The 24,851-nt window shown below is 49.3% G+C and carries 23 protein-coding genes; 11 read left to right on the forward strand and 12 right to left on the reverse strand.

The features are described 5' to 3' along the window. The 3 genes from pgmB to ACKFKF_RS26910 form a co-directional block, all read right to left on the reverse strand. A partial coding sequence (gene pgmB / locus ACKFKF_RS26900) for a beta-phosphoglucomutase (protein ID WP_446870465.1) occupies positions 1-766 on the reverse strand: 766 nt, incomplete at its 3' end. Continuing rightward, complete coding sequence (locus tag ACKFKF_RS26905; RefSeq protein WP_446870466.1) at positions 763-3,009, reverse strand: glycoside hydrolase family 65 protein; 2,247 nt, start codon at positions 3,007-3,009, stop codon at positions 763-765. The genes pgmB and ACKFKF_RS26905, both read right to left, overlap by 4 nt. 399 nt (positions 3,010-3,408) lie before the next feature. Further along, entirely contained in the window at positions 3,409-5,814 is a 2,406-nt protein-coding gene (locus tag ACKFKF_RS26910) for a sucrose synthase (protein WP_446870467.1), read from the reverse strand. 673 nt (positions 5,815-6,487) lie between these two features. Here ACKFKF_RS26910 and ACKFKF_RS26915 point away from each other — a divergent pair. Beyond that, entirely contained in the window at positions 6,488-7,063 is a 576-nt protein-coding gene (locus ACKFKF_RS26915) for an HdeD family acid-resistance protein (protein ID WP_446861283.1), read from the forward strand. A 109-nt stretch (positions 7,064-7,172) separates the two neighbouring features. On the opposite strand, the gene ACKFKF_RS26920 is transcribed toward ACKFKF_RS26915, so the two are convergent. The 3 genes from ACKFKF_RS26920 to ACKFKF_RS26930 all read right to left on the reverse strand — a co-directional run bounded on the left by ACKFKF_RS26920 (position 7,173) and on the right by ACKFKF_RS26930 (position 8,309). Then, positions 7,173-7,445: a hypothetical protein gene (locus ACKFKF_RS26920; RefSeq protein WP_446870468.1), complete on the reverse strand. Its 273-nt coding sequence runs from the start codon at positions 7,443-7,445 to the stop codon at positions 7,173-7,175. A gap of 229 nt (positions 7,446-7,674) precedes the next feature. After that, complete coding sequence (msrB, locus tag ACKFKF_RS26925) at positions 7,675-8,082, reverse strand: peptide-methionine (R)-S-oxide reductase MsrB (RefSeq protein ID WP_446870469.1); 408 nt, start codon at positions 8,080-8,082, stop codon at positions 7,675-7,677. Positions 8,083-8,165: 83 nt separating this feature from the next. Then, positions 8,166-8,309 (reverse strand): hypothetical protein, encoded by a 144-nt coding sequence (locus ACKFKF_RS26930; protein ID WP_446870470.1) that lies wholly within the window; start codon positions 8,307-8,309, stop codon positions 8,166-8,168. 128 nt (positions 8,310-8,437) lie between these two features. Between ACKFKF_RS26930 and ACKFKF_RS26935 the strand changes: the two genes are divergently transcribed. After that, positions 8,438-9,400, forward strand: coding sequence for a hypothetical protein (locus ACKFKF_RS26935; protein ID WP_446870471.1), 963 nt, complete (start codon positions 8,438-8,440; stop codon positions 9,398-9,400). A 354-nt stretch (positions 9,401-9,754) separates the two neighbouring features. Here the strand turns inward: ACKFKF_RS26935 and ACKFKF_RS26940 are convergent, their stop codons facing one another. The 5 genes from ACKFKF_RS26940 to ACKFKF_RS26960 all read right to left on the reverse strand — a co-directional run bounded on the left by ACKFKF_RS26940 (position 9,755) and on the right by ACKFKF_RS26960 (position 16,527). Continuing rightward, on the reverse strand, positions 9,755-10,921 hold the full coding sequence (locus ACKFKF_RS26940; protein ID WP_446870472.1) for an MbnH family di-heme enzyme: 1,167 nt from the start codon (positions 10,919-10,921) through the stop codon (positions 9,755-9,757). Further along, a complete protein-coding gene (locus tag ACKFKF_RS26945) occupies positions 10,911-11,813 on the reverse strand; it encodes an MbnP family copper-binding protein (RefSeq protein ID WP_446870473.1) in 903 nt (300 codons plus the stop codon). The genes ACKFKF_RS26940 and ACKFKF_RS26945 overlap by 11 nt, the downstream gene beginning before the upstream one ends. 277 nt (positions 11,814-12,090) lie before the next feature. Then, positions 12,091-14,601 carry a TonB-dependent receptor domain-containing protein gene (locus ACKFKF_RS26950; RefSeq protein ID WP_446870474.1) on the reverse strand — a complete coding sequence of 837 codons (2,511 nt, stop codon included), beginning with the start codon at positions 14,599-14,601 and terminating at the stop codon, positions 12,091-12,093. A 147-nt stretch (positions 14,602-14,748) separates the two neighbouring features. After that, on the reverse strand, positions 14,749-14,979 hold the full coding sequence (locus ACKFKF_RS26955; RefSeq protein ID WP_446870475.1) for a LapA family protein: 231 nt from the start codon (positions 14,977-14,979) through the stop codon (positions 14,749-14,751). 111 nt (positions 14,980-15,090) lie between these two features. Then, entirely contained in the window at positions 15,091-16,527 is a 1,437-nt protein-coding gene (locus ACKFKF_RS26960; protein ID WP_446870476.1) for a phosphoglucomutase/phosphomannomutase family protein, read from the reverse strand. 132 nt (positions 16,528-16,659) lie between these two features. Here ACKFKF_RS26960 and ACKFKF_RS26965 point away from each other — a divergent pair, with 132 nt between their 5' ends. Then, positions 16,660-17,100, forward strand: a complete 441-nt coding sequence (locus ACKFKF_RS26965; protein WP_446870477.1) for an NUDIX hydrolase — start codon at positions 16,660-16,662, stop codon at positions 17,098-17,100. Positions 17,101-17,238: 138 nt separating this feature from the next. Here ACKFKF_RS26965 and ACKFKF_RS26970 read toward each other — a convergent pair whose 3' ends face one another. Beyond that, entirely contained in the window at positions 17,239-18,231 is a 993-nt protein-coding gene (locus ACKFKF_RS26970; RefSeq protein WP_446870478.1) for a ribose-phosphate pyrophosphokinase, read from the reverse strand. A gap of 439 nt (positions 18,232-18,670) precedes the next feature. Between ACKFKF_RS26970 and ACKFKF_RS26975 the strand changes: the two genes are divergently transcribed. The 8 genes from ACKFKF_RS26975 to ACKFKF_RS27010 all read left to right on the forward strand — a co-directional run. After that, the gene (locus tag ACKFKF_RS26975; protein WP_446870479.1) at positions 18,671-19,129 is read left to right on the forward strand and encodes a GatB/YqeY domain-containing protein; all 459 of its coding nucleotides are present in this window, start codon (positions 18,671-18,673) and stop codon (positions 19,127-19,129) included. Between the two features lie 194 nt (positions 19,130-19,323). Further along, positions 19,324-21,216, forward strand: coding sequence for a protein kinase domain-containing protein (locus ACKFKF_RS26980; RefSeq protein WP_446870480.1), 1,893 nt, complete (start codon positions 19,324-19,326; stop codon positions 21,214-21,216). Between the two features lie 83 nt (positions 21,217-21,299). Beyond that, on the forward strand, positions 21,300-21,989 hold the full coding sequence (gene bioD / locus ACKFKF_RS26985) for a dethiobiotin synthase (RefSeq protein ID WP_446870481.1): 690 nt from the start codon (positions 21,300-21,302) through the stop codon (positions 21,987-21,989). 233 nt (positions 21,990-22,222) lie between these two features. Next, positions 22,223-22,363, forward strand: coding sequence for a DUF2887 domain-containing protein (locus ACKFKF_RS26990; RefSeq protein ID WP_446861299.1), 141 nt, complete (start codon positions 22,223-22,225; stop codon positions 22,361-22,363). Positions 22,364-23,395: 1,032 nt separating this feature from the next. Further along, positions 23,396-23,677 (forward strand): DUF433 domain-containing protein, encoded by a 282-nt coding sequence (locus ACKFKF_RS26995; protein WP_446861300.1) that lies wholly within the window; start codon positions 23,396-23,398, stop codon positions 23,675-23,677. 5 nt (positions 23,678-23,682) lie between these two features. Continuing rightward, positions 23,683-24,051 carry a DUF5615 family PIN-like protein gene (locus ACKFKF_RS27000; protein WP_446861301.1) on the forward strand — a complete coding sequence of 123 codons (369 nt, stop codon included), beginning with the start codon at positions 23,683-23,685 and terminating at the stop codon, positions 24,049-24,051. Positions 24,052-24,076: 25 nt separating this feature from the next. After that, positions 24,077-24,211 carry a hypothetical protein gene (locus tag ACKFKF_RS27005; protein WP_446861302.1) on the forward strand — a complete coding sequence of 45 codons (135 nt, stop codon included), beginning with the start codon at positions 24,077-24,079 and terminating at the stop codon, positions 24,209-24,211. A 216-nt stretch (positions 24,212-24,427) separates the two neighbouring features. Then, positions 24,428-24,851, forward strand: a 424-nt coding sequence (locus tag ACKFKF_RS27010; protein ID WP_446870482.1) for a type IIL restriction-modification enzyme MmeI, incomplete at its 3' end; no start/stop codon positions are given.

A 24,851-nucleotide genomic window follows, 5' to 3' on the forward strand; every position in this document is an offset into this window, starting at 1 on the left:
GAAAGTCTGCGCTCCTACGGCGTGATCGCTGCTTAATTTTGTCCGAAGTGTTGCTACTCGCGACGTTCGCTAATTTTGTTCGTAAGTCTAACCATTTGATGCCTTCAAGACTGGGTAACACGACATGGGCTGCCCCAACTCGATCGCTCGGCCCCAATCCGACCGCCCACATTCCCGCCGCGATCGCGGCCTCGATTCCCGCCGCTGCGTCTTCGATCACGACACACTGAAACGGCTGTAACCCAATCTCATTAGCCGCAAATAGAAACAGATCCGGTGCAGGTTTGGGATTTTGCACACTGTAGCCATCGGCGATCGCATCGATTCGATCGACAATGCCCAGTTTCTCAATCACGGTACGAGCGTTTTTGCTGGCCGATCCTAATGCTGTTTTGATTCCGGCTTGCCTTAGTTCGTCTAATAGCTCTAGCGATCCCGGAAGTAGATCGGCTGGAGTCACTTCTTTGATCGATTCGACGTAGTTTTTGTTTTTGCGCTCCATCATCTCCTGGATTTGCGCTTCTGTATACGATCGATTCCCAATGATGTGCATTAACGATTCACGACGAGACACACCTCGCAGCGCTTCATTCGCTTGACGATCGAAGGGCAACCCCTCTTCATCAGCTAATCGTTGCCACGATCGGTAGTGATATTCTGCGGTGTCGGTCAACACGCCATCTAGATCAAAAATCACGCCCTGAATGTCAAAAGGATGGGGTAGAGAAGGGGCTGAATTCGTCAGAGAATTGTCCGATGGAGTCATGATTTCACCTGCTGAATTACGGGTTCTGAACTGCTAGTCGTTGCATTCGTCAGATCAAATTCGTGCCATTCACCGCGCCAGTGTAGTTTGAAGTTTAATCGCGTCCAATTGGGAGGCAGATGAGGATTGGCAATCGGCCCTGCTTCGGTTAGTTTTACCCCCGCAAATCCCCAAATTACCGCTTGCCAAATGCCCCCCGCAGACGCTCCGTGAATCCCTTCGGCGGCATTGCCGCGCACATCTTCGAGATCGACCATTGCGGCCTGCATAAAGCGATCGTAAGCTTCTTGCGGATCACCCAAATCAGACGCGAGAATGGCATGAATCGCTGGGCCAAGCGAGGAGCCATAGGTAATATCAGTGCGCGGGGCGTAGTAGTCCCAATTTTTCTGCAAGATCTCCAGATTGTAGGGAAACTCTTGAGATTGACGCATCAGATACAGCAGCATCAATACATCGGGCTGTTTGAGAACTTGACGCTTGTTAGCGCCATCAATGCCCAAAATGGACTGCATGGATTTTGTGCGCGGCTCATAGTCTGCTAATTTGATGTCTTCGAGGGCAAAAAAGCCGTCAAACTCTTCAATCAAGCCCGTCTTTTTGTCATAGGGGATGGAGATGTTTTTGACAATATCTTCCCAACGCGATCGCCGCTCTGAAGTCAGTTGTAATTTTTGCTGTAGCTCGATCGCTTTGTCGGGGTAGGTGTGAAACAGCCAATCAAAGACATAAATTGCTTTTTCTAGATTCCACTGAGCCATCCGATTGGTGAATGCGCTGTTGTGTACGTCGTGTTCGTGATATTCATCGGCTCCGATTACTTCTCGGATTTCATAGTATTCTTTTTTGGTATTCCACTCGACGCGACTTCTCCAGAACACCGCCGTATCTAAAATCAATTCCGCCCCACAATCGCGCATCCATTCATCGTCGCCTGTTGCTTTCCAGTAATACCACGTTGCATACGAGATATCTGCGCTGATGTGAATCTCCCGATCGCGGCACCAAATTCGGATATCTTCGGCATAAGGGTCAGTCGGCAACGCCCAACGAGGCGTGACTTCATCCCCCGTATCGGCACTTTCCCAGGCAAACATCGCCCCTTTGTAGCCATAGTAGGCCGCTTTGCGTCGCGCTCCGGCCAGGGTGTGGTAGCGATAGGTGAGCAGATTTTTAGCGATCGCGGGCTGCGTATAAGTAAAAAAGGGCAGCAGAAAAATCTCGGTATCCCAAAAGACGTGACCTCGATAGCCAAAGCCAGAGAGCGTTTTTGCGGGAATGCTAACGCGATCGTCCTGTTGAGGAGCCGCAATCAATAGCTGAAACAGGTTGTAACGAATCGCAAGTTGTGCTCTGGTGTCGCCTTCGATCACGACATCGCTGGTTTGCCACACCTGACTCCAGGCCTGCTCGTGGGCTTTGAGTAATTGATCATAAGGCGGCAAGTCGGCCAGTTTTGTTTGAGCCGCTTGGGCAGGCGATTCGACCTCTCTAGAGGTGAAAACCGTGATCACATTTTCGACGGTCACCGTTTGCCCATCCGCTGCCATAAATCCAGAAGTCAGGGTGGGATAACCGGGAACGCTCGTCACCTGTAACGACGCTTCTGCCCCAGAGATCGTCATTCCTGAAGCCATCCCTAACTCAATTCTCGAACTGCGAGTCCGCACCTGGAGCCACACACCCTGATCAGCTTTGCCCTGATTGAGCCATTCCCAGTGATTAAAGCCCTGATTTTCGGGATAGCCATTCATACTTGCCTGGACTTCGACATAGCCACTAAAGTCGATCGGCGTGATCTGACAGCGCAAAGCCAACACATTCTGGTCAGCCAAACTCGCAAATCGCTCAAACTTCAACTCGATCGTCTTGCCATTGGGACTGCGCCACCGCACCGATCGACTCAACAAACCTCGCCTCACATCCAACTGTCGCTCATAGCTCAAAATTTCTCCCTGCTCTAGGCGAAACCGCTCTCCATTGAGGCTCACCGACAAAGGCAGCCAATCGGGACAGTTGACCAACTCGGTGTACATCACAGGCACACTGTCATAAACGCCATGAATCAGCGTCGAAGGAGTCGCGCGAGGGTAGCCTTCCTCAAAGGTGCCGCGGGTGCCGACGTAGCCATTGCCGATCGTAAAGACGGTTTCTCTAGCGTGTAGTTGGTCAGGAATCCATTGAGTTTCGATCAATGTCCAATCGGTGTATCTGAGGGCAGGAGATTGATCTGGAGTGTTCATGAGCAGGGCTTGATCGACTTGGGGAGGGGGAGATTGGGTCTGCATATCGTCACGGGGGAAGGAATGGGCCGTCAATTTAACGTCTGAGCGTCTGTTTTCAGGAAGTTTTTTGCGTCGGAATTTGTTTTTTGTCCTCGATCGGGCGTGTTAGAGAACTTCAAACCTGGGGTTCTGATTCAAAGTTCTCACTAGCGAAGGAATTTAGGCAGCTTTCCATGTTGTGCAGTTGCAGCGCTAGTCTTCTAAAAGTCACGCCAATCTAGAAAGGGTTGATTGTGTTCTGTGCTACTGAGGTCGTGAAACTTTTTCTATTGTCCCTCTCCCCCCGGCGGTTGTTGTACTTTCATTCAGAACTTAAGACTTGTTTTTGTTTTGGTAGACAACTTAACACTGATGACTTCATCGCTGCTTGTGCTGTTCCAAGATCAGGTCGGCTCTTGGCTTATAAAGCAGATGAAATAACGCTTCCAGGTATCGCATCAGAGGTTCGCGACTGTCACGAGAAATGTAGCTGCCAAATCCGTAAACTTTGGCGATCGCCAACAATCGCTCTGTGTGTAATCGCCAATTATACTGTTCGCGAATGCGATGGATGGATTTGTCGGATAGTGTTTTCCATGCCATAGCGTCAGCGTCACACTGTTGGAGAAACTGCAAGATTTTTTGAGTGCTGGACTCAAAGTCGGTGGGATTGATCAAAAAGCCGTTTTCTTCGTCCTGAATGATTTCTACGGCTCCGCCAAACTCAGTGGCAAAGGTCGGTAAGCCAGAGATCATCGCTTCTAAAATGGTGCGTCCAAACGCCTCAAATCGCGCAAAATGCACAAAAATCCCGCCTTTGTCCGCGATCGCTCGATACACTTCTCCCAGATCTTCACTGGGGAGCCGAATGCCAATCCACCGCAGGCGATCGTGAAGCTGATAGTGGTCGATCAGGTGATGCAGCTTTGCAATTTCGTCCGCTTCTTCGGGACTTTTTGCGGCTGAAGCATGTATTTTGTTGGTGACTAAAATCAGATTGCACTTATCTTGAAGTTCCTGATTTTTGGCGAAGCATTCCACTAATCCCGCAAGATTTTTGATGGCATTTATGGGAGAAACGGCCAGCATTGATCGCTTCTCAGAATTTTGCAAATTGCCCAAAATGTCATCGGATTGACGATAAAAGATTAAGTCTTGAATGCGCGTACAGTTGCGTCGCTCTTCTGTCTGAGTGTAAGGGAAGAAAAACGTCTCATTTACTCCCGGTGGCACTCGATTAAACTTGGGATGAAAGAGATTAACCCCATCGACGACGTGATAAAGCTGAGGCATCGTAAAACACTTGTAGGATTCGTACTGCCCTACTGTTTCAGGCGTTCCGACGATTTCTTGATACGACGATGTGATCACAAAGTCTGCCGCATTCATGCTGATCAAATCGGCGGTAAATTGAGCCGAAAAATGATACTGATCCTCTAAATCTTGCCAATAAAGATTGCTGAATAAGTATTTAGGTTTCTCTAAAGAATGAGCAATATTGCAGTGCAGCGTTTTGAGCCGACGCGCTAATAGAAATGCCACCAAATTGCCATCGGTGTAGTTACCAATAATTAGATTGGGACGACCCTGTAATTGTTTGAGCAGTTCGGCTTCGGCATCTAGCGCAAAGCTTTCTAGATAAGGGAAGATTTCAAATTTAGAAATCCAATTTTGAGTGACGTTGGGGTTAAATTCTTGAAAGGGCACCCGGAGAATCCAGCCGTGCTCTGTCCCATCGATTTTTTCTAAACGCAGCCCACACTGAGTGCCTTCACAATTGGGAATGAGCCGCGTCAAAATCACCACCTGGGGTTGGATTCCCAGCAAGTCGAGTCCTGCAATCTGAATATCTTCTCGCAGCTTATTTTCTAGACTCCGGGCTTGATCCAACACATAAGCCACCTGTCCGGCGGTTTCGGGTCGCCCTAGCACACTTTCTTGTCCCACCCACCCGTGCACCGAGACTAGCACCACTCGAAAAATCGCAGGCACACGAGACACAAATGCCTCCAAGATTGCGGGTTGGGGACTGTCAATCAAGCGATCGAGCAGTTCTAACGTTTCGCAGGCCCGCCCGATCGTATTGCCCCATCCTGGCTCCAGTCCCATTTCTTGCAGCTTGGGATGAAAGTCGGCATAGGCAGCATCCGGATCATGAAGTCGTAAAAATCGCAGCGATTGTTGAACCTGTTCGCGAAGTTTTTGTCCGTTGTGAATGCGATCGTTGACCAGCAGCGGAATGTCATTATATTGACGCAAATGCAGCGCTTCAAACAGGGCATCTAACCAGTATTGAGGATTGGTCTGCAACTCATCACACAGATAATGATTGAGAAACTCTAGCCCCTGACCAATGGTGCGCGGGTCGCTAATTTCAGGACTATCTTTGTAAAACGCACTGACATCTAGCTCAAAAATCTGAGGCTGGGCCCGATTGACTAGGCGATCGCGCGCTTCGAGGAGTGCTTGGGGGGTCATGCGTTCAGCTTTTTCGAGGTCTGCATCCCAGCGCCAGATTTGTTGGCTGGCAATCCAGGGGCGCACGATTAGCCAGATGTTGTCGCTTTCTAGCATGATCTCGTGAGTGTGATGAATCAGCTTACCTAGCGACGAGGCGCGATAAAAGTAACCTGGTTTTTGCGATCGATGACAATAATCTGCAAACGCTAAAAGGATTTCATTCCTCAAAAAGTAACGGTTCCCCGATTCGCTCAGGGCTTCGATCAGTTGGCGCAGCGCGATTTTTTCTTCGCTATTTAAGACCGCTTGGACGACTTCATACATGGCAAATTTCCAAATGTGAGCAAGTGATAGACCTGTGATATCGCAGCGTTGGGCAGGTCTATGTGATTATTTTGTCTACCCTCTGACTTTGCGGAGGTTTCTCAACGACGGCTATTCTAAGTTAGAAACAAATACAATTTTCCACCTCTATCGGTAGATGCAATTCCTTCTAAAGAAAGATTGACTTGTGTTTTTTCCAGATGTCATGGGTGAGCAAAAATCAAAGCTTAAATTTCTTAACTCAAATTCCTTAAAAATCTCATACCAACGCTTTGCGAAGCTGTACATCTTTTGATCTCCTCTAATCTCCCTCAGAAGGCTACCGTGTATACATAAGTCGTCAATCGCTTCGTTTCAGTCGGCTTCAGCCCCCTAAATCCCCCACGAGTGAGGGACTTTGAACCCTTGAGAAATTGCTTGAACTGTAAAAATCTTTCTACTCAAAGTTCCCCAAAATGGGGGACGTAGGGGGCGGAACATCTCGGCAATGACTGATCAATCTGCTTGTCTGTACACGGTAGCCCTTAGAAAGAGGGAAAGTAAAGGGCAACCGATCGTCAAAACGAGATCAGCCCCGATCGTAACGTTGAGTCTATCTTAGGGTTGTATTAAATCTCAAAAAAACTCTCTAAGTTATAAAAGCAAATCCAATCACTATAGGAGAAACTTTTGTATGACGACGAATGTTACAGATATCAAGACGGATCTTCAAAAGCAGAATCGGGGTTCGATTTGGATTGGGGTGCTGCTGATTGTATTTGGAATTTTGGCGATCGCACTACCTTCTGTTTCCACTATTTTTGCTGAAACATGGGTGGCTTTGATTGTGCTTTCTGCTGGATTTGCTAAGTTTGGCTATGCATTTCAGACACGCACTCAGGGCGGCTTTATTTGGAAGCTTTTGCTCAGTCTGCTCTACATTGGCACGGGCATCATGTTGTTTGTCAATCCATTCACCGGGATTTTGACGCTGACGATTTTGTTAGGTAGCTTCTTGTTAACAGAAGGTGTTTTTGAGATCATCCTGGCCTTTCGTTTGCGTCCTCAACACAACTGGACTTGGGCCCTTGGGAATGGCATTGTCACGCTGTTGTTGGGCGGCATGATCTGGTTTCAGTTTCCCTTTGATGCGCCCTGGTTACTGGGGACTTTGGTGGGATCAAGTGTACTGTTTACCGGAATCTCACGAGTGATGCTGGCACTCAATCCTCCGTCAGCTTTGAATTCTGATCAGGCGGCTTCTGTGTAAAAAAAGCTGTTGTAAAAGCTTCATCTTTAATTGATTTTTCATAACGGGTAACGGGGTAGTGAGCGATCGGGTTGTAATACCTGGCTCATTACCCTTTACGTTTAATGATCTATAACTTATGAGAATCAACTTTCCATAAGCGCTCTAGAGTTGCCACTTGACGATGCAGTACAATTGTTCGATATTTGCGATAGCCCATCACAGGCAAAACAAATAAAAAAGGAAGTACCAGCGCGATCGTTCCTCCGATCACTAGTCCTGTGTCATTGGGTGATGAAGTTGAATTGGCAGCAGGGGGAGCGATCGTATGCACATTGTTTGAACTAATCGGCCTCCAACAGAATGGATATTGCCGCTGTGAACACTGTAGAGAATCAGTCATAACACGCTCTTGATAAGGTTGCTAAAGTAAGTTTGGTCAATTTGTCCAGTCCGTTATTCAGCACTTCTGCGCCTCACCCGTCAAAAATAGGGAACCTGTATCAGTTGGCTAAATAATCTTCTGGTTCATTCACAAAATAAAACTCACAAAATAAAACCCAACACCTGATTAAGGCATTGGGTCTCATAATTAACCGCCCCTTTTAGAGAGGCTCAAACCGATGGTGACCTTAAGCGGGAACAAACTTCAGAGAGACACCATTCATACAGTAGCGATCGCCCGTCGGTCTGGGCCCATCCTTGAACACATGCCCCAAATGTCCACCACAACGACGACAATGAACTTCAACACGAGTCATAAAGAGACTGCGATCGGTGGTAGTTTCGATAGCCCCTTCGATCGGAGCATAAAAGCTAGGCCAACCCGTTCCGCTATTAAACTTGGTCTCTGATGTAAAGAGCGGCAACTCACACCCAGAACAGACAAATTGCCCTTCCCCATACTCCTTATCTAAGGGACTGGTGCCCGCCCGTTCTGTGCCATGCTTTCTCAGCACTTGAAACTGTTCGGGGGTGAGCAGCTTGCGCCATTCGTCATCAGTTTTTGTAATTTCAAATTCGTGATTGGTTGCAGCCATGTCTGGTGATTTCCTGTTTAAATAATGGGATGACAAAACCATTCCAGCGATCGTCGTACTACCGATTAGCAAGGTTCGTCTTCTCATGTCTCGATCGTATCGCATTCTCGTAAGTCTTGCTGTGTCGCTCTATCAGAAGGATTGGTGCAAAGGATTTTTAGAATTTTGGGTGGGGCGATCGTGTTGGTCGGATGCAGCATTATAAATTCCTTCGCTGCGGCTTGCATATTCAGAAAGCCTCCTTGTAGGGTAGGTTGAGCCAGCAAAACGCACCCTTCTCAATCTCTCCCTGATTTCCCAGATATCGGCTGCTTCAGCATAGAATGAGTAGGATCGCTTTTACGTGCAACCCGGCATGACCCCCAGCAAACTGACTGATTCTGATAAGCGCCAAATTGTTGAACTGTATCGTCAGCCTGGAGAGACAACACTCACTCTGGCAGGTCAATATGGTGTCAGCAACACAACCATTAGTCGCATCCTCAAAAGCAGCCTGTCCGCCGAGGAGTATGACGGTCTAATCCAACAAAAGCGGGCGGCCTCTCGCAATCAGTCTGATACGGCTCGTCCAGTCGAAGAAGCACCCGTCCAGGGGAGTATTCTCGAAGTCCCTCCTGCGGTCGAACCCGAAGAAGTCGTATTAGAGGAGCCATCGATCGAGCTTGCTGCTTCCGTTCCCTTAGTTTCTCCGTCGGGCAGAACGACTCCAGCCCCGATTCGGCGATCGCGCAAACGATCTTCGGCGGAAGCAGAGGTCGCTGAGAACGAATCGATCGAGCCTGAACCGACTCCAGTCCCCAAAGTTTTGCCCACGCTCAAAGAACCGATAGTTGCCGCCGCAGCCCTTTTGGATGACGATTTAAGGGCGGGCAGCCTCTTAGATGAAGAAGAGGACGACCTCGATGACCTCGAAGACGACTTAGAAGAAGGTCTCGACGACGATGACGACGACGATCTGGACGATGAAACCTCGGTCATGCCAGCCCTTCAGTTGAGCGCCACTGAGTTTATTCGCGTCTTGCCCCTGACCGAAGCTGCGATACCTAGAACGTGCTATTTGGTCGTCGATCGCTCTGCTGAATTAATCGCCCGTCCGCTTAGAGAATTTGGTGAACTGGGACAGATCCCTTCTGAAGAAACTCAAGAAAAAACGCTGCCTGTGTTTGATAATCATCGGGTCGCCAAGCGATTTTCTAACATTCGCACCCAGAGAGTGATCAAGATTCCTGACAGCCGAATTTTGCAAAAAACTGCCCCTCATCTGCAAGCCAAAGGCATTACGCGGCTCTTGATCGATGGGCAGGTGTATGCGCTCTAGACAAAACGGAGTTTTTTGCAGAGGCAGAGTTTCAGATTCGCTCCTCTGCTGCTTATCCGTGGTTAATCAACTTGAAAGTGGCGATCGCCTCAAACATCCTGAATTCGAGCGGCTTTGTGCGATATTAAAAGAATAGAAGCGATCGCAGGAGTCGTTTACGCGGAATTCCCACTGCAATTTTACTTTCAAGCCCATAGAAGAGCCGCGAAAATAACTGAGAAAATTGGCGTTGCTGATTGTGTAATGGAAAATCTACTGTAAGGGTAGCGCCCCTGTGCCTACCCTGGGCTTTCGGGCAACCACGGGGGGATTGCCCCTACATTCAATCATTCATCATTCAGCAACACCAGAAAATTAAATTCGACTGGGATCACTTAAGGCTGGATTGTGGATAAATGACTCATCCGTCAAGCTGTGCAAGAACGCCAGCAGATCTTGTTTCTCTGTCTCAGTAAGTTCAAATCCAGAAATAAAGTGGCTTTTGAACGGATTTTCACGGCCGACTCCTGCATTTTCTCCATGATTCAGCGTTCGTCCACCGACACGGTAATGCTCAATCACCTCTTCTAATGTAGCAATACTGCCGTCGTGCATGTAGGGAGCCGTGAGCGCAATATTTCGCAGGGTGGGAGCTTTGAATCGACCCATATCAGAGGGCTGTCGAGTGATTTCATAGACTCCAGTATTGTTGGCTGGAAAGGCTCCTTTGCCGTCGATGTTGTAGAGTCCGGTATTGTGGAAGGCAATCTCCGTAAAAGCCAGACGTTCATGCTGGACTGAATCTGAGAAATTGAGTCCACCGTGACAGTGAAAGCACTCCAGACGTTCGCTGTGAAACAACTTCTCGCCTCGTTTAGCCGATGCAGAAATTGCGTTTCTACTGCCGCCAAACCGATAGCGATCGTAGGGCGAGTCAAATGAAATCAAACTACGCTCAAAAGATGCCAATGCTTTCGTGAGATTGCTGAGATTAATGGTGCGATTGTCGCCCCCAAATGCTGCTGAAAAAAGCTTTCGGTAAGTTGGATCTTGGCGCAGCATTGCAAGAATCTGCGCTTCTTTACCAACCATGCCTAGCTCGACTGGATGCTCGCCAAACATGGGAACTAGCGCCTGAGTTTCCAGTCGGGTCATCAGAGGATTTGCCCAGGTTAGCACTGAGTTATAAGCAATGTTAGCAAGACTCATGGAGTTGCGGGGATGCTTTTCTCCGGTTGCTCCAACTCCTACCAGTTTGCCATCCGTGAAGGCAAGTTTTTGCTCGTGGCAGGAGGCACAAGAATGAGTTCCGGTGATTGAGAGGCGCTTTTCATAAAATAAATGCCGCCCCAACTCCACTTTGTCAGCCGTCATCGGATTGTCGGCAGGAACTACAGGTTTTGGCAATCCAGCAGGTAAATTCCACTCGTAGGGCTTGGGGGTGGCGAGTGCTTGACTCAGACTAATTGCGAATAGAAACGCGATCGCCAGGATGACGACCCGCCCGACGCTTCGGCTGTTCTTGAGTCTCTTACTCAACACGGAAGAAGGTTTGTGTGACCGCAGGTTTACTCATAAAGGGTAACCCAAGATTTGCCATGATGCCGACGCAGTTGCGATCGTCCGGCTCAGACATGCAGCCTGGTGCAGTTTTGGGTTGATTCTGGTTCAAATTAGTGGTCGCGACTAGCTGTGTTAGATCAGCCACGACTAGATTTTTGGCGGGATCAAAGCGAGTCAGCACGATCGTAGCTCGGTTCGGAAAATCACATCGGGAGGGTTTCTCACTAGCAGTTCCAGCCTGACATCCTGCACTGCCTAGATGGATCGGGAACCCGCTGGATGCTTCGCCGCCTGGTTCCTGATGCTTCTGACGACCGCCCATCGGTGCCATTGTTGGACTTTGTAGATCAATGCGGGCAAACTTATAGCCAAACTGCCAGTTCCACCACAGTCCAGTGAGATTAAGGGGTGAAGGAGCTAGAGTAGAATCTTCGTGGTTTAGCCCAGAGGGAAGTCCAAGCGTAAATTTTAGCCCGGTGTAATTGCCTTTGGGAACAGTGCCAACAATGCGATCGCGCATCTCAGTTGTGCCATTCACACAGGCTCCCATTTTGTTTTCAAAGTCTAATAGCGCCACGTTCTGGTATTGCCACTTGTTATCTTGTTCTAGGGTGAGGGGAACGGCTTTACCCTGATCATCAATCAGTGCGACCTCCGACACGTAAAAGCGAAAGTCAGAAAGCGTCTGGTTTGTAGCAGGTTTGCCAAGGCTATAGTTTGAGCCACAAGCAAAGGGCTGTTTGCCAACTTTGGCTGCAAATCGAATGGCGATCGGTTGAGTTTCAGCAGAGATTGCAGGAACTCCCAGGACTGCGGTGAGCAGGGAAACACTAACCGCTAACATGATAGTTAATTGTGGAGTAGACTTCATTGACTTTGACACCTTCAACTCAAGTTTACTGGACGTTTTCTAGTTAAAAAGTAGCTTGAATCTGGAAACCAAACAACCGTCGATCGCCAAACGTGGCTAATGGTTCCGCACCTAGAAATGCACCATTGAGATAGCGTTTACCAAACAGATTGACTCACGGAATCTGTGCATTTGCAGTCCGGATTTCAACACACAATAACCCAACTGTAATTAGGTAAATGAACCACTTGAATCTAATCATTATTTCGTTTAGAACATCTCCTCTGTTGTCTTTGCCCTAAAAAGTCGATCGCACTTGAATGCCAAAGGTGCGGCGATCGCCATAGGAAGCCAGGTCAGCAAAAAATCCAGTAAAAGCAACGGTGATGTATTCTTTATCAAACAGATTGTTGACAAAAAAGTAGATGCCCCCGCCCTTCCACTCGTACCCAATCCGAGTATTCACCAGCGAAAAGGGATCTTGCTTCAGGGTATTGGAATCGTTGAAGAAGTAAGTGCCAACTCCTTGCAAGTCCACTCTGCCAAAAAAGCCGCCCGGACTGCGGTACTGCGCTCCCAAGTTAAAGGTAAATTCAGGGGCGTAGGTGAGCTTATTGCCGCTAAAATTCTGTCCTGAAAATGGATTGGTATAGCGCGTAAATCGAGCATTGGTATAGCCAAATCCTGCAATTAGATCCAATCCTTTGAGCAGCTTGGCATTGAGTTCTAGCTCTACTCCATTAGTTTTGACACCGCCGTTGGCAATCAGCGTCGAAAGCCCTATCCCATCAGTCAAAAGAATCTGATAATCATCCACATCGCTCCAAAAGAGCGCCAGGTTTGCCGTGAGGCGATTGTTTAGCAAAGTGGATTTTAGCCCTACTTCGTAGCTCCACAGCTTTTCTGGACGTACTAGCAGCGTAGTCGGATCGTTGGAGGCGTAGTTTTGAGTGCCTGGTTTGTAGCCGCGTGAGGCACTGCCATAGACCATCACTGCCGGACTGAGACGATACTGCGCGGCAAATCGTGGTAAGACAATATTGCCATCGGTCACCGAGTCACTAAGCCGCAACCCAGTTGGAGTTTCACCCAGAACTGGATCGGTAAACGAACTGCTGCGGTTTAGGTTGTCTCGGAAGGTTTCATAGCGTAAGCCTGCCGTCAGAGTAAGTGCTTCTAGGGGTTGGATATCAATCTGTCCGAAGACGGCATAGGTGCGTTGATCAAATCGAGCATCGGTGCGATCGATTCCAATCGGAAATCCCAGCGGCTCAACCAGAGGGGTATACTCAGTCGAGAGAAGTAAGTCAAGCGATCGTGACTGATAATAGCCTCCCAATAACCAGCGAAACTGCTTGGCGGTCTGGGGCGACTGGAGCCGAATCTCCTGGCTCCAAATCGTAGAAGGAATGTCCGCTCGACTCCGAAGCAAATCATCCAGTGTGTAGTCAGTATCTTGCGTATAGTCCAAACTGGTCTGGTTGCGAGCAGTAATCGCCGTCACATTCACCGCAGACCCTTCATAAGCAATTTTGAGTGATTGGGTGTTGATGGAAACATCTAATGAACCGGGAATATTGCTGGCGCTTTGAAAGCGATCGCGCTGGGTAATTGGGACGAATGTATTATCACCATCGTTGTTGCGACCACCATTTGCGTTGAAGGAAATCGCCCATTCCTTAGAAGGAGTCCACAGAATGTTGGCCCGTCCAAACAAGGAGTCTTGATCATTGGCATCTTCACCCAGCAAGACATTCTTGGTAAAGCCATCCCGCGCACTGTAAGAGCCAGATAGCCGAAACCCCAGTGTATCTTTGATGACGGCATCACTCAGCGATAAAGATGCCTGGCGTTGATTAAAATTTCCATAGCCTGCCCCAATCCGAACTTCAGGGAAATTGGTCGGCGGACGGCTGATCACATTGATCACACCTGCTTGACTACTGCGCCCATACAAAGTGCCTTGAGGCCCGCGCAGCACCTCGACTCGTTCTAAATCAAACAACTCGCCGGGTAAGTATTGGTGAATATTTTCGTAGGGCACATCATCCAGATAAAAACTGATTGCGTCTCTGACTAGATAGTTGCTATTGCCTAACCCGCGAATCGTCTGAAAATTGAAGGAGCGATCGCCCGTGCTAGTAAAAAAGTTTGGAGTCTGGGCTGCCACATCTCGGACAGAACTGACATCGGCATCCTCAATCTGCGCTCTAGTCAGCGTTGTCAAACTAATGGGTACGTCTTGTTGGAGTTCGGGGCGCTTTTGGGCAGTCACTACGACTTCCTCTTCAGGCTCGACAGGCGTGACGGCTAACACTAAACCCGCTTGCGCTGGCATGATCGAAGCTGTTGGGGCATCCTGGCTTCCAGTAATTTGAATCTGAACCGTCGTGGGCGTTTTTTGCAGAATGTCTACTCGATCAATTTCTGGAATCGGCTGACTTGCCTGAAATCTCTGCCCTTCTGGAAGCGCTAGTACAGTATTTTCGAGTTCAGCTACGATCGCCTTTCCCTGACGAGTGAATCGAGGCTGCAAGGCTTGTTCGGTAGAAGTTTCCAGGCGAAGTTCTAGTCCTTGATCTGAAGGCTTTAGTTGAACTCGGATAATCCGAATCGGTTCAGTTTGTGCTAACCAAGTTTTAACGTCTGTCGCATGAGAGCGATCGAAATCCTTGAGACGAAGAATCGTGGAAGATGCCTTGCTCGGATGCTCTGCTAAAGGGGCAATTTGTGCATTTGCAGACGGAACCTTGCATAAGCAAGCAAATCCAACAATGCCCAGAGACGAAAATGATAAAATCTTGACCATTTCACACCACGGTTAGCAATCAATGTGACTCTAGAAGCAAGGGATTGCTCCCGCACACACCCGCTTATAGATACCGTGACGAAAATATAATTGTCAAAAGACAAGCTGTCGTAGTTTAAAGAAAAGAGTCTCTAACGGATACACCTATTAATCATCGTCAGGTGGACTGGAGAAATCAAGGAGAGGTTGAGCGATCGCCGTCCCCAAAACCCCAATGCCTGCACTAAAGGCCAAAACCAAGCCAAACGGAATCTCAATGAGCTGAAAGTTGAGAAATCGCAGCGCCACCGGAGTCGCATTCTGAACGGAAATCAGAGCGATCGCCACAATCCAAACGGCGACGATCGTGGCAGTGAGCAAAGAAGCAAGAGATCTCATAGAAAAAGTTTTAAGTTTCACAATGTCTCAGACTTGGGCTGGCAACGGATTTAGAACGAGTCAAAAAATCTTTGCTCCATTCGTTTTGTATCCGCTGCCAGACGCTTTGATCTAGACGCGAACTGCCTCGATCTGATGAATCATTTTCTCCATGTATTCAGAGAGTTGAGTCATCTTTTCTGGGGAGGTCGTTTCCATGTAAACGCGAATCAGAGGTTCGGTTCCAGACGGCCGCAACAGCACCCAACTGCCTTCTTCGAGGTAGAGTTTGATGCCATCTTTACGACCGACTTCTTTGACTCCAATGCCCGCGATGCTAGACGGAGGATTCTTGGTAAAGGACTCCAGCACAGCCGTCTTGTGATCGTTGGTCAGGTGCATGTCTAATCGATGGTTGTAGAGCGGCCCGCCTGCTTCGGCGATCGCTTCGGCGACCAATTGACTCAAGGGTTTGCCTTCGTAAGCGATCGCTTCAGCCACGAGCATGTCAGCCAACACGCCATCTTTTTCGGGAATGTGACCGATAATGCTGAGTCCGCCTGATTCTTCACCGCCAATCAAGACAGCCGTTTCGCGCATCTTTTCGCCCACGTACTTAAAGCCGACGGCCGTTTCGTACAGGTCTAGCCCATATTTGGCGGCGAAATTGTCGAGTAAGTGTGTGGTGGCGACTGTCCGAACGATCGCGCCTCGCTTGCCTTTATTTTTGACGAGATGACGCGCCAGCAAGAGCAAAACGGTGTTGGGCGTGAGAAACGTTCCTTGCTCATCCACGATGCCAAAGCGATCGCTGTCTCCATCCGTTGCCAAGCCCACATCGGCGTGATCTTTTTTGACCGCTTCGACTAAGCCGACAAGCTGTTCGCCTTTGGGTTCGGGCATTCCGCCGCCAAACAGCACATCGCGATAGGTGTGGAAGCTTTCAGTTTCGCAGCCGCAGTGATCCAAAACCGTGTCTAGATAGCCGCGAGATGTGGAATAAAGCGCGTCATATTTAACTTTTAGCTTGGCATTGCGAATGCGATCGACATCCAGCAAGCTGTAAATAAACTCCAAATAAGCAGGCTTGGGGTCAAAGGTTGAAATCTTATCCGCACTTTTGCCACTGGGCGGCGCATCCGAAGCACTTTCGAGATTGGCGACGATCGTATCTGTGATCTGCGTAGTGGCCGGGCCAGCATAATCGGGAATGTACTTGATCCCACAGTAAGGCGCAGGATTGTGACTCGCCGTAAACATCAGCGCCCCCGCCGAATTGAGGTGACGAGCATTGTAAGCAATCACCGGAGTCGGGCAATCGCGATCAACCACCTGCACCGTCCAGCCCAGGTCTGCCAAAACGCCCGCCGACGTGTGAGCAAATTGGTCAGCCAAAAAGCGCGTGTCATAACTAATCAGCACCGGACGATCTTTCGAGTAGGCAGTTTCGAGATAACTGGCGATCGCGCGGGTCACTTTACAAACATTAGCGAACGTGAAGTCGTCGGCGATAATGCCGCGCCAGCCATCCGTTCCGAATTTGATCTTTGAATTACTACCTAAACTCATAGCTCACACTTCTCATAACTTAGTTTCAATGGTACTAGAAGGCTTTCACGAAAAGGCTAGTTCGTCGCTGAAGTTTATCAACTGTGTGTTTATCAAGGATCAAATTATCAAGGATCAAAGCGAGAGATCTGCATGAGTAAGTCACGAATTCGACCGTTGGTGTTGGGTTGGGTGCTGTCGGGCGATCGCCTTCTGGTTGCCAGTGAGTACGATTTTGTCAAGCAAGATTATTTTTACCGATGTCTGGGGGGCGGCGTTGATTTTGGTGAAACGAGCGAAGCGGCCCTGAGACGAGAGTTTTTAGAAGAAATTCAAGCGGAGGTGACGAATATTCGATCGTTAGGATTTGTGGAAAATTTGTTTACCTACAACGGTAAACCGGGGCACGAGTGGATTCAGTCTTATCAGTGCGATTTGGTCGATGCCAGCCTTTACCAGCAGTCAGAAATTCGTGGCATCGAAGGTAAAACAGAATTTGTCGCGCGATGGGTGGAGTGCGATCGCTTCCGCTCCAGAGAATTGCGCCTCGTTCCTGAAGTGTGTCTGCAATATTTGAAGCAGTTAGCGGAGTAGAACATGTGCATTCAATGAACTCTCCTTATTCCAAAAACTAAAGTTTCATCGAATTCACGTTAAAAAACAAAATCCCCAACCTCTCAAAGAATTGGGGATCTGCATTACTTTTTGGTAACAAATCAGCTTCTAACCAAGCTACCGAAACATACTACTCACCGAGCTATCTTCGTGAATCCGCCAAATGGTTTCGCCCAGCAGATTAGCCACCGAGAGAACCGTCAGTTGCGGAAAGCGATTTTCTGGCTCAACGGGAATCGTATTCGTGACGATCACCTCTTCCAAAACGCCGCTCGATAGACGCTCGATCGCCGGAGGTGAAAACACCGCATGAGTCGCGCAAGCATAAACCTGACGGGCACCCTGTTCGCGCAGCAGTTTTGCACCCTCCGTAATCGTGCCAGCCGTATCGATCATGTCGTCTACCAGCACCGCAGTTTTGCCCCTGACATCCCCGATCACATTCATCACCTCAGCAATGTTGTGTGCCTGACGGCGTTTGTCAATAATTGCCAGCGGCGCGTCATCCAGCTTTTTGGCAAAGGCTCGCGCACGAGCAACTCCACCGACATCAGGAGACACCACAACGATATCAGGAAGCTGCTTTTTGGCGAGATAGTCCAACAAAACAGGCGATCCGTAGACATGATCGAGCGGCACATCAAAATAACCCTGAATCTGAGACGAGTGCAGATCCATTGCCAAGACTCGACTGGCACCCGCTTGCGTAATTAAGTTGGCTGACAGCTTGGCCGTAATCGACTCTCGACCAGCGGTTTTGCGATCGGCTCGCGCATATCCATAATAGGGAATCACCGCCGTAATTTGTCTTGCCGAAGCTCGACGACAGGCATCCACCATGATCATCAATTCCATTAAATGATCATTGACTGGACGGCAAGTAGGTTGGATCAGATAGACATCACAGCCCCGAATCGATTCTTGAATCTGAATATATAGCTCGCCATCGGCAAACCGTTTTCGCACCATTGGACTGAGATCCATGCCCAGATAACGAGCCACCTCTTGCGAGAGCGGAACGTTAGCAGAGCCAGATAAAAGGCGTAGACGATTGTTGTCAGGAATGGACGGCAGACCAGACGGAGCAATTAGAGTTGCAGAACGGATCACATCAAGCCCTCGAACACGTTCACCGCAATCTTATCACCGAGGCTTAGAAACATCGCCCCAGATTTCGCTGATTTAAAGTATTTATTAACACCCAAAAGCATTGGCAATCGCTGAATTTGCGCTGAATTTGAACAGTAAAATGCTGACGCTGTTAGAAAGCTGACCAGAGCGATCGCACCTTTCTTCAATCGAGAGAGCGATTCACTTTGGGCGATTTGTTAGCCAGCAGTTGTTCAGTCGATTTGTATTTAACGTCACTTATTCTGCCAAATTTAGCGAATAACTGCAATCAAATTCTTTAATGTTGTGAGAATTTGATGAATCGGAGTTTCCGGTATCAAAACAATTGCTTTTGAGTGAGAAATATGCTGCTTTAATCCTAGCGCCGCGCTCGTAAGCTATCCTAAAAAATCCAGCCCCACGCACAGGAGGACAGCCCATGAGCTTGATCGATCGCATTGGTGAAGGCATCAAGACCGCCATGAAATCGAAGGATAAGGTGCGGTTAGAAACGCTTCGCAGCATTAAGAAAGTCTTGTTAGAAAAGGAAGTGAGTGTGCGTCCGACGGGGCAAACCGAGTTGACCGAAACCCAGGAGATCGAAGCGCTTTCTCAAATTGCCAAACAGCGACGGGACTCGATCGAGCAGTACCAAAAAGCCAACCGCGCCGATCTGGCCCAGCAAGAAGCAGCAGAACTCGTCATCATCGAAGAGTTTTTGCCTCAACAGCTTTCTGATCAAGAGATCACGCAAGTGATTGACGGGATTATCGCTCAAGTTGGGGCCGCTTCTGCAAAAGATATGGGTAAAGTCATGGGGCCAGCGATGCAGCAGTTAAAGGGCAAAGCGGACGGCAAAAAAGTTCAGGAATGGGTTAAAGCTAGACTGGGAGCGTGAAAACAATTGGCTGTTTAGAGAGCGATCGCTTTCGTCAAAACAAATTACGGATCTGCTGTCTCATGTTCTGCTTTGGGCTGTAGACTTTAGACTGAATTTGGGGTGAGTTTTTGAGCACAAAACTGGAACCTCAGCGTCACTTCTCCAAACCTTCTGTAAAGATAAAATTTAAGTGTGAGCGATCGAATCTACCTATGCAAACCGCTATCCCCACTGGAACCATCCTGCAAAACCGCTACCGCGTCCTCAGCATTCTAGGGCAGGGCGGGTTTGGTCGAACTTATCTCGCAGAAGACCAGGGGCGGTTTAATGAGTTGTGTGCGCTCAAAGAATTGATGCCACCTCAAGACAATGCCTACGCCCTGGAGAAATCCAAAGAGCTTTTTCAGCGCGAGGCTCAGGTGCTTTATGGGATTCAGCATCCTCAGATTCCCCAGTTTCGGGCGACGTTTGCTCAAGATCAGCGCTTCTTTTTGGTTCAAGATTACGTCGAAGGCAAAACCTATCGAGCGCTGTTAGACGAACGCAAGTCTCAGGGATTTGTCTTTACAGAAAATGAGGTGTTGCAGCTTGTGCGGCAGGTGCTTCCCGTCCTGTCCTACATTCACGGCAAGGGCATCATTCACCGCGATATTGCCCCCGATAATGTGATTTTGCGAGAAAGCGATCGCCTGCCTGTCCTCATCGATTTTGGCGTCGTCAAAGAGTTGGCAACTCGCATTCAGTCTCCCGAAACCGTGCGCCAGCAGACCACCGTCGGCAAACTCGGCTACGCTCCCACCGAACAGATGCAAACGGGACGCGCCTATCCCAATAGTGATTTGTATGCTTTGGCTGTGACGGCGGTTGTGTTGCTCACCGGGCGAGAACCCCAGGAACTCTTTGACGAAACGACAATGACCTGGCGCTGGCAACGCTTGATCACGATCAATCCTGGCTTTTCTCAAGTCTTGAACAAGATGTTGAGCTATCGTACGACCGATCGCTTTCAGTCCGCTAACGAGGTGTTGCAGGCGCTCCAGTCTCCGGCCAGCGTGGCCCCACTACCTCAAACTCCTCCGCCAATGGCCACGCCGCCAGCCCAACCCCAAACGCCTATCAATTCTCGAATGGACACGATGGCCGTGGGTCGATCGCCTCTTGCCGATCCTGCAACCGCTAACACGTCGATCAATCGAGCCGAGCCAACGATTCCGACTCGCAGTTCGCTTTGGGATGACCCCTGGGCTGTGGGGGCGATCGGGACAGGGTTAGTCTTGCTCACGGGCTTGGGTTCTTGGACGCTGGTACGCACTTTGATGAATCCTTCGACCCCCAGCCCTTCACCGACCCAAACGATCGTGGCGAGTCCGAGTCCGACGATCAAGCCGACCCCCAAGCCGAGTCCCAGTCCCAGTCCCACGAGTGAGCCAGTTGCGTTTAGTCAACGGTTAAATGTGGCAGACGGCAAGCCTGTGTCGAGAGACGGGACGCTGAGAGCCAACGAAACGCTAAACTTCATTGTTCCAGGACAGCAAGGACAGCAGTTAAATGCAGCGCTGACCAGTGAAGGGGTGTTGATGACGGTCTTGGCTCCTAACAAAGAAGCGGTGGACGATCGCTCAACCCGCGTCTCAAACTGGAGTGGAGAACTGCCCTTCACGGGCGATTATTTTGTGCAACTCAGAACAGTAAAAGGGCTTGCCAAGAGCGACTTTAAGCTGGATGTCAATCTCAAAACACCTGCTGCACCTACTCCGACGGTTGCTCCAACGGTTGACCCTTCTCCTGATCAGGGCGGCAATCAAACTACTGAAACTGAAAGGGTGAATATTCCAGCCGGACAAGTCGGGACGCAACTGAGCGGTAGTGCCAGCCCCCAAGTGATCAAGCGCTATCTGGTGAATGCTCAAAAGGGTCAGCTTCTCAGTGCCCGGCTACGAAGTGGAGATGCTACGCTGACGATTCGCTACCCGGATGGCAGACCTGTTGAAGATGCTGTGGGAACGCTGCAATGGCAGGCTCAACTGCCCATAGGCGGTGACTATCAGGTCGATGTGGTGGCTAACGGAAACACTGAATTTCAGCTAGATATCAATGTTCAGTAGCCGAGGTGAAGGGGCAGGTAGGTGGTAAGTTTTTAGTAACCAAGCTTCTATCTTTTCTGTCCTCTCACACTGTCAAGATTCTTTTGAACGCACTATTGATTACTGGAACCGATACAGACGCTGGAAAAACCGTTTTAACAACGGCACTGGCCGCCTATTGGCAAACTTACTGCAATTCTCAAACGCTGGGAATTATCAAACCGCTTCAGACGGGAGTGGGCGATCGCGAACTCTACGATCGTCTCTTCTCGCTAGATCAAACCTGGGAAGAACTCAATCCCGTCCATTTTGATGCGCCGTTGGCTCCTCCGATCGCTGCCGAAAAAGAAGGCAAGCGCGTCAAGCTAGAGAAGATTTGGCAGGCGTTTGAGGCATTACACCGACAGCGAGATTTTGTGCTGGTAGAAGCGCTGGGTGGACTGGGATCGCCCGTGACTCGCGAAACGACGGTAGCAGATTTGGCGTGGGATTGGCGATTACCCGTGGTGTTGGTGGTGCCTGTCAAGTTGGGTGCGATCGGGCAGGCCGTAGCTAATGTGGCTTTGGCTCGACAGTCCAAAATTCATCTCAAGGGGATTGTTCTCAATTGCGTGAAGCCCTGTTCTGAACAAGACATTGCAGATTGGGCACCTGCGGATTTGATCGAGTCGCTGACGAGCATTCCTGTGTTGGGCTTGATTCCCCATTTGTCTGACCCGACTGATTTAGTGAAGTTGGCGCAAGTCGCTGCTGACCTGGATCTAGAGCGATTGCTTCCATTGGGTGAGGGATGAGGGAGAACTTCGATGATCTGTTCCCCCTTTGGCGGTAATCCGCTGCGCGAGGAGAGATGAGGGATCGTCAATAATTGGACTAGTTCTGGCGTTCTTGTATGCGGCGTAATTCCATTTTCTTTCGCTTGTTTCAGCAATCTCCGACACGGTTGTTTGAGTTGCTCGATCGTCCTCTAGAGAATGGCGAACACAACGTGTAGCGAAGCTTGCGCGATCGGGTTGACTCGGTAGCTGTGAAAGAAACCAAGTTTGAGATTGATGGAGTGTTTCTGCCACCCGCAGGTGATGCACCGGGCACTGTTTACTTTTGTGAGGTGCAGTTTCAGCGCGATGAGCAACTGTATGAGCGGCTTTGGAGTGAGGTCTCTCGTTAACGTGAATTCGATGAGAGTTTTTTCGCTTCGTTGTTCACGGCTTCTGCCCCCCAACCCCCCAATTTTGGGGGACTTTAAGAGAGGAATTCTGGTTCAAAGTCCCTCACTCGTGGGGGATTTAGGGGGCGTTCCTGGATCTAAAAGCGAAGCGAAGCGTTCATCGAACTGATGTCTCGTTATAGAAGTGGGAGGGTTCGGGAACCCACAAAACCCATCGTGCTTTAGCCGTGGGATGTCGTTAGGGTTCCCGCGCCTGCGGTAGCAGGCAGAGTCCAGCAATCTTCATAAAATCGCGCTCCTTTTTGCCGTATATTTGGACTTGTGGACAAGGTAATCAACCACGTTAAAAACCTAGCCGCCCAAGGGCACGCTGCACCTTGAAAACTGAATCGATGCGGTTCTACTGCATTTTTCTAGACTCCCCCTCGCAGTAGGTAAAAGATTCAGAGGAGCTAGACGAACAGCTTTTGGAGCAATTGCCTCCGAAATTAAACAGGACTTGCTGAAAAGCAAATAGGGTAGGGCATACCCGAATTAACGCTTGGGGAGAATCCCACCTCTGGTCTGGACGACGCAAGGACTCCAGGTTAAGTGGTTTCGATGAGCCAAGAATCCCACTGCCTTTAGGCGTGGGAGTGTCAAGATGTACAAGTTCACACCGTTGAGCTGTCGAGAGGTGGACGTACACAGGCAGAAGCACTCGCGATCGCCCTTTTGAATTTTGGAACAATCACTGATCTCAAAATCTAGCTGGATGAGAATGGTCAGCACCTCTGAGAGGATAGGTTTTGGAGAGATTCTACGATCGCTTGCATGAGTTCAAGGCGATCGTCCTTGTAAGTTCGGGAGCGATCGCCGATCTCGAAACTTGGTTGGATGAGAATGGATAAGCGATCGCTCTCCCAACATAACTGTGAAAGGACGATTGCGTTTCTCAAGCCGTTTGGGGAGAAGGGGCAATCGGAAAGCGCGCTGGCTGGATAATTGGCGAATCGATTATGATCAGAGGATTAAGCTAGAAGCGGTTCAGCTATGATTTCACCTTCTACGGATATTGCGACATTGGTAGCGAGGTCTCCTGAAACATTGGGCGGACGACCCCGAATAGCGGGAACACGCCTTTCGGTGCAGCGCGTGGCCGCATGGTACAAAATGGGGCTGAATGCGGAGGAGATTTGTGATCGTGTGGGGACGGTGAGCCTAGCACAAATCTATGCAGCGTTAACGTACTATCACAGCAATCGGGCCGAAATTGAGCACTATTTGGCTGAGGAAAAGGCTGAATATAGAAGGCTTTCGGCTCAGGTTGGGTAGTGGTTATGAGTGATGTGCGGTTGTACATTGACGAGGATGCAATGGATCGGCGGTTGGTAGAGTCTTTGCGTGGCCGTGGGGTTGATCTGATCACCGCAGGAGAAACTTTAACAACTGGTTTTAGCGATGAGGAACAGTTGATTTTGGCAACGTCTCAGGGACGGATGTTTTACACGTTCAATGTGGGCGATTTTTGTCAGTTGCATGGCCAGTTTTTGGCGGATGGACGCAATCATGCGGGAATTGTTGTGTCATCACAGGATTATGCGATCGGTGATCAGATGCGGCGGCTATTGAAGCTGATTGCGGATCGATCGGCGGAATCAATGGTGAATCAGCTTGTTTTCCTGAGTGCTTATTCTGGTGAAGTTTAGCAAAAAAAGTAGATCGACCCTCCCGATGCTGAAGTTCGATCAGTCTTCTCGAAAGTCAAGCGGTGGTTGGGTAAGGGCGATTTCCGGTGGCAGGTTTGATCAACGGAAAGGGCGATCGACCGTTTGGCAATTAGATTATGCGGCGATCGCGAATGGATAGTGCAATAACTTTTGTTGTCAGGTCTGGTGAAAGCATGGTGCAATTTTTGGGATGCAACAGTTGATTTCAGTATAGGTGCGATCGTGGTTGGGGGGAGAGAGGCATTCATCCAACAGAAAAGCGATCGTAGGTTTGGAGGCGGGGCAATTGACTTTTTTTGCAGCGCAGTCATTGCTAAAGTTGGTAACTTGGTAGAAACATTGAGCTTAATTGTCCATGTCAGCGACTCCCGAAACCCTACAAAAGTTTGTTCTATTTCGTCAGCAACATCTCAAGGGTGATGAAAAAGGAGAAGCTCAGGTGTTTCTCGATCGCTTCTTTCGTGCATTTGGGTATGAAGGCGCGATCGAGGCGGGAGCCGTGTATGAGGAGCGGGTGAAAAAGGGCAGCAAACAGGGGAAGACGGGCTTTGCGGATCTGGTCTGGAAGCCTCGCGTTTTGATCGAGATGAAGAAGCAAGGGGAAGATCTCAACAAGCATTATTCTCAAGCGTTTGAATATTGGACTCGACTGGTGCCCGATCGTCCGCGTTATGTGTTGCTGTGCAATTTTGATGAGTTTTGGATCTTTGATTTTGATACTCAACTTGATACGCCTGTGGATATGATTTCGTTGGTGCAGTTGCCTGAGCGGGTGAGTG

The sequence above is a fragment of the Phormidesmis sp. 146-12 genome (genome assembly GCF_052939495.1).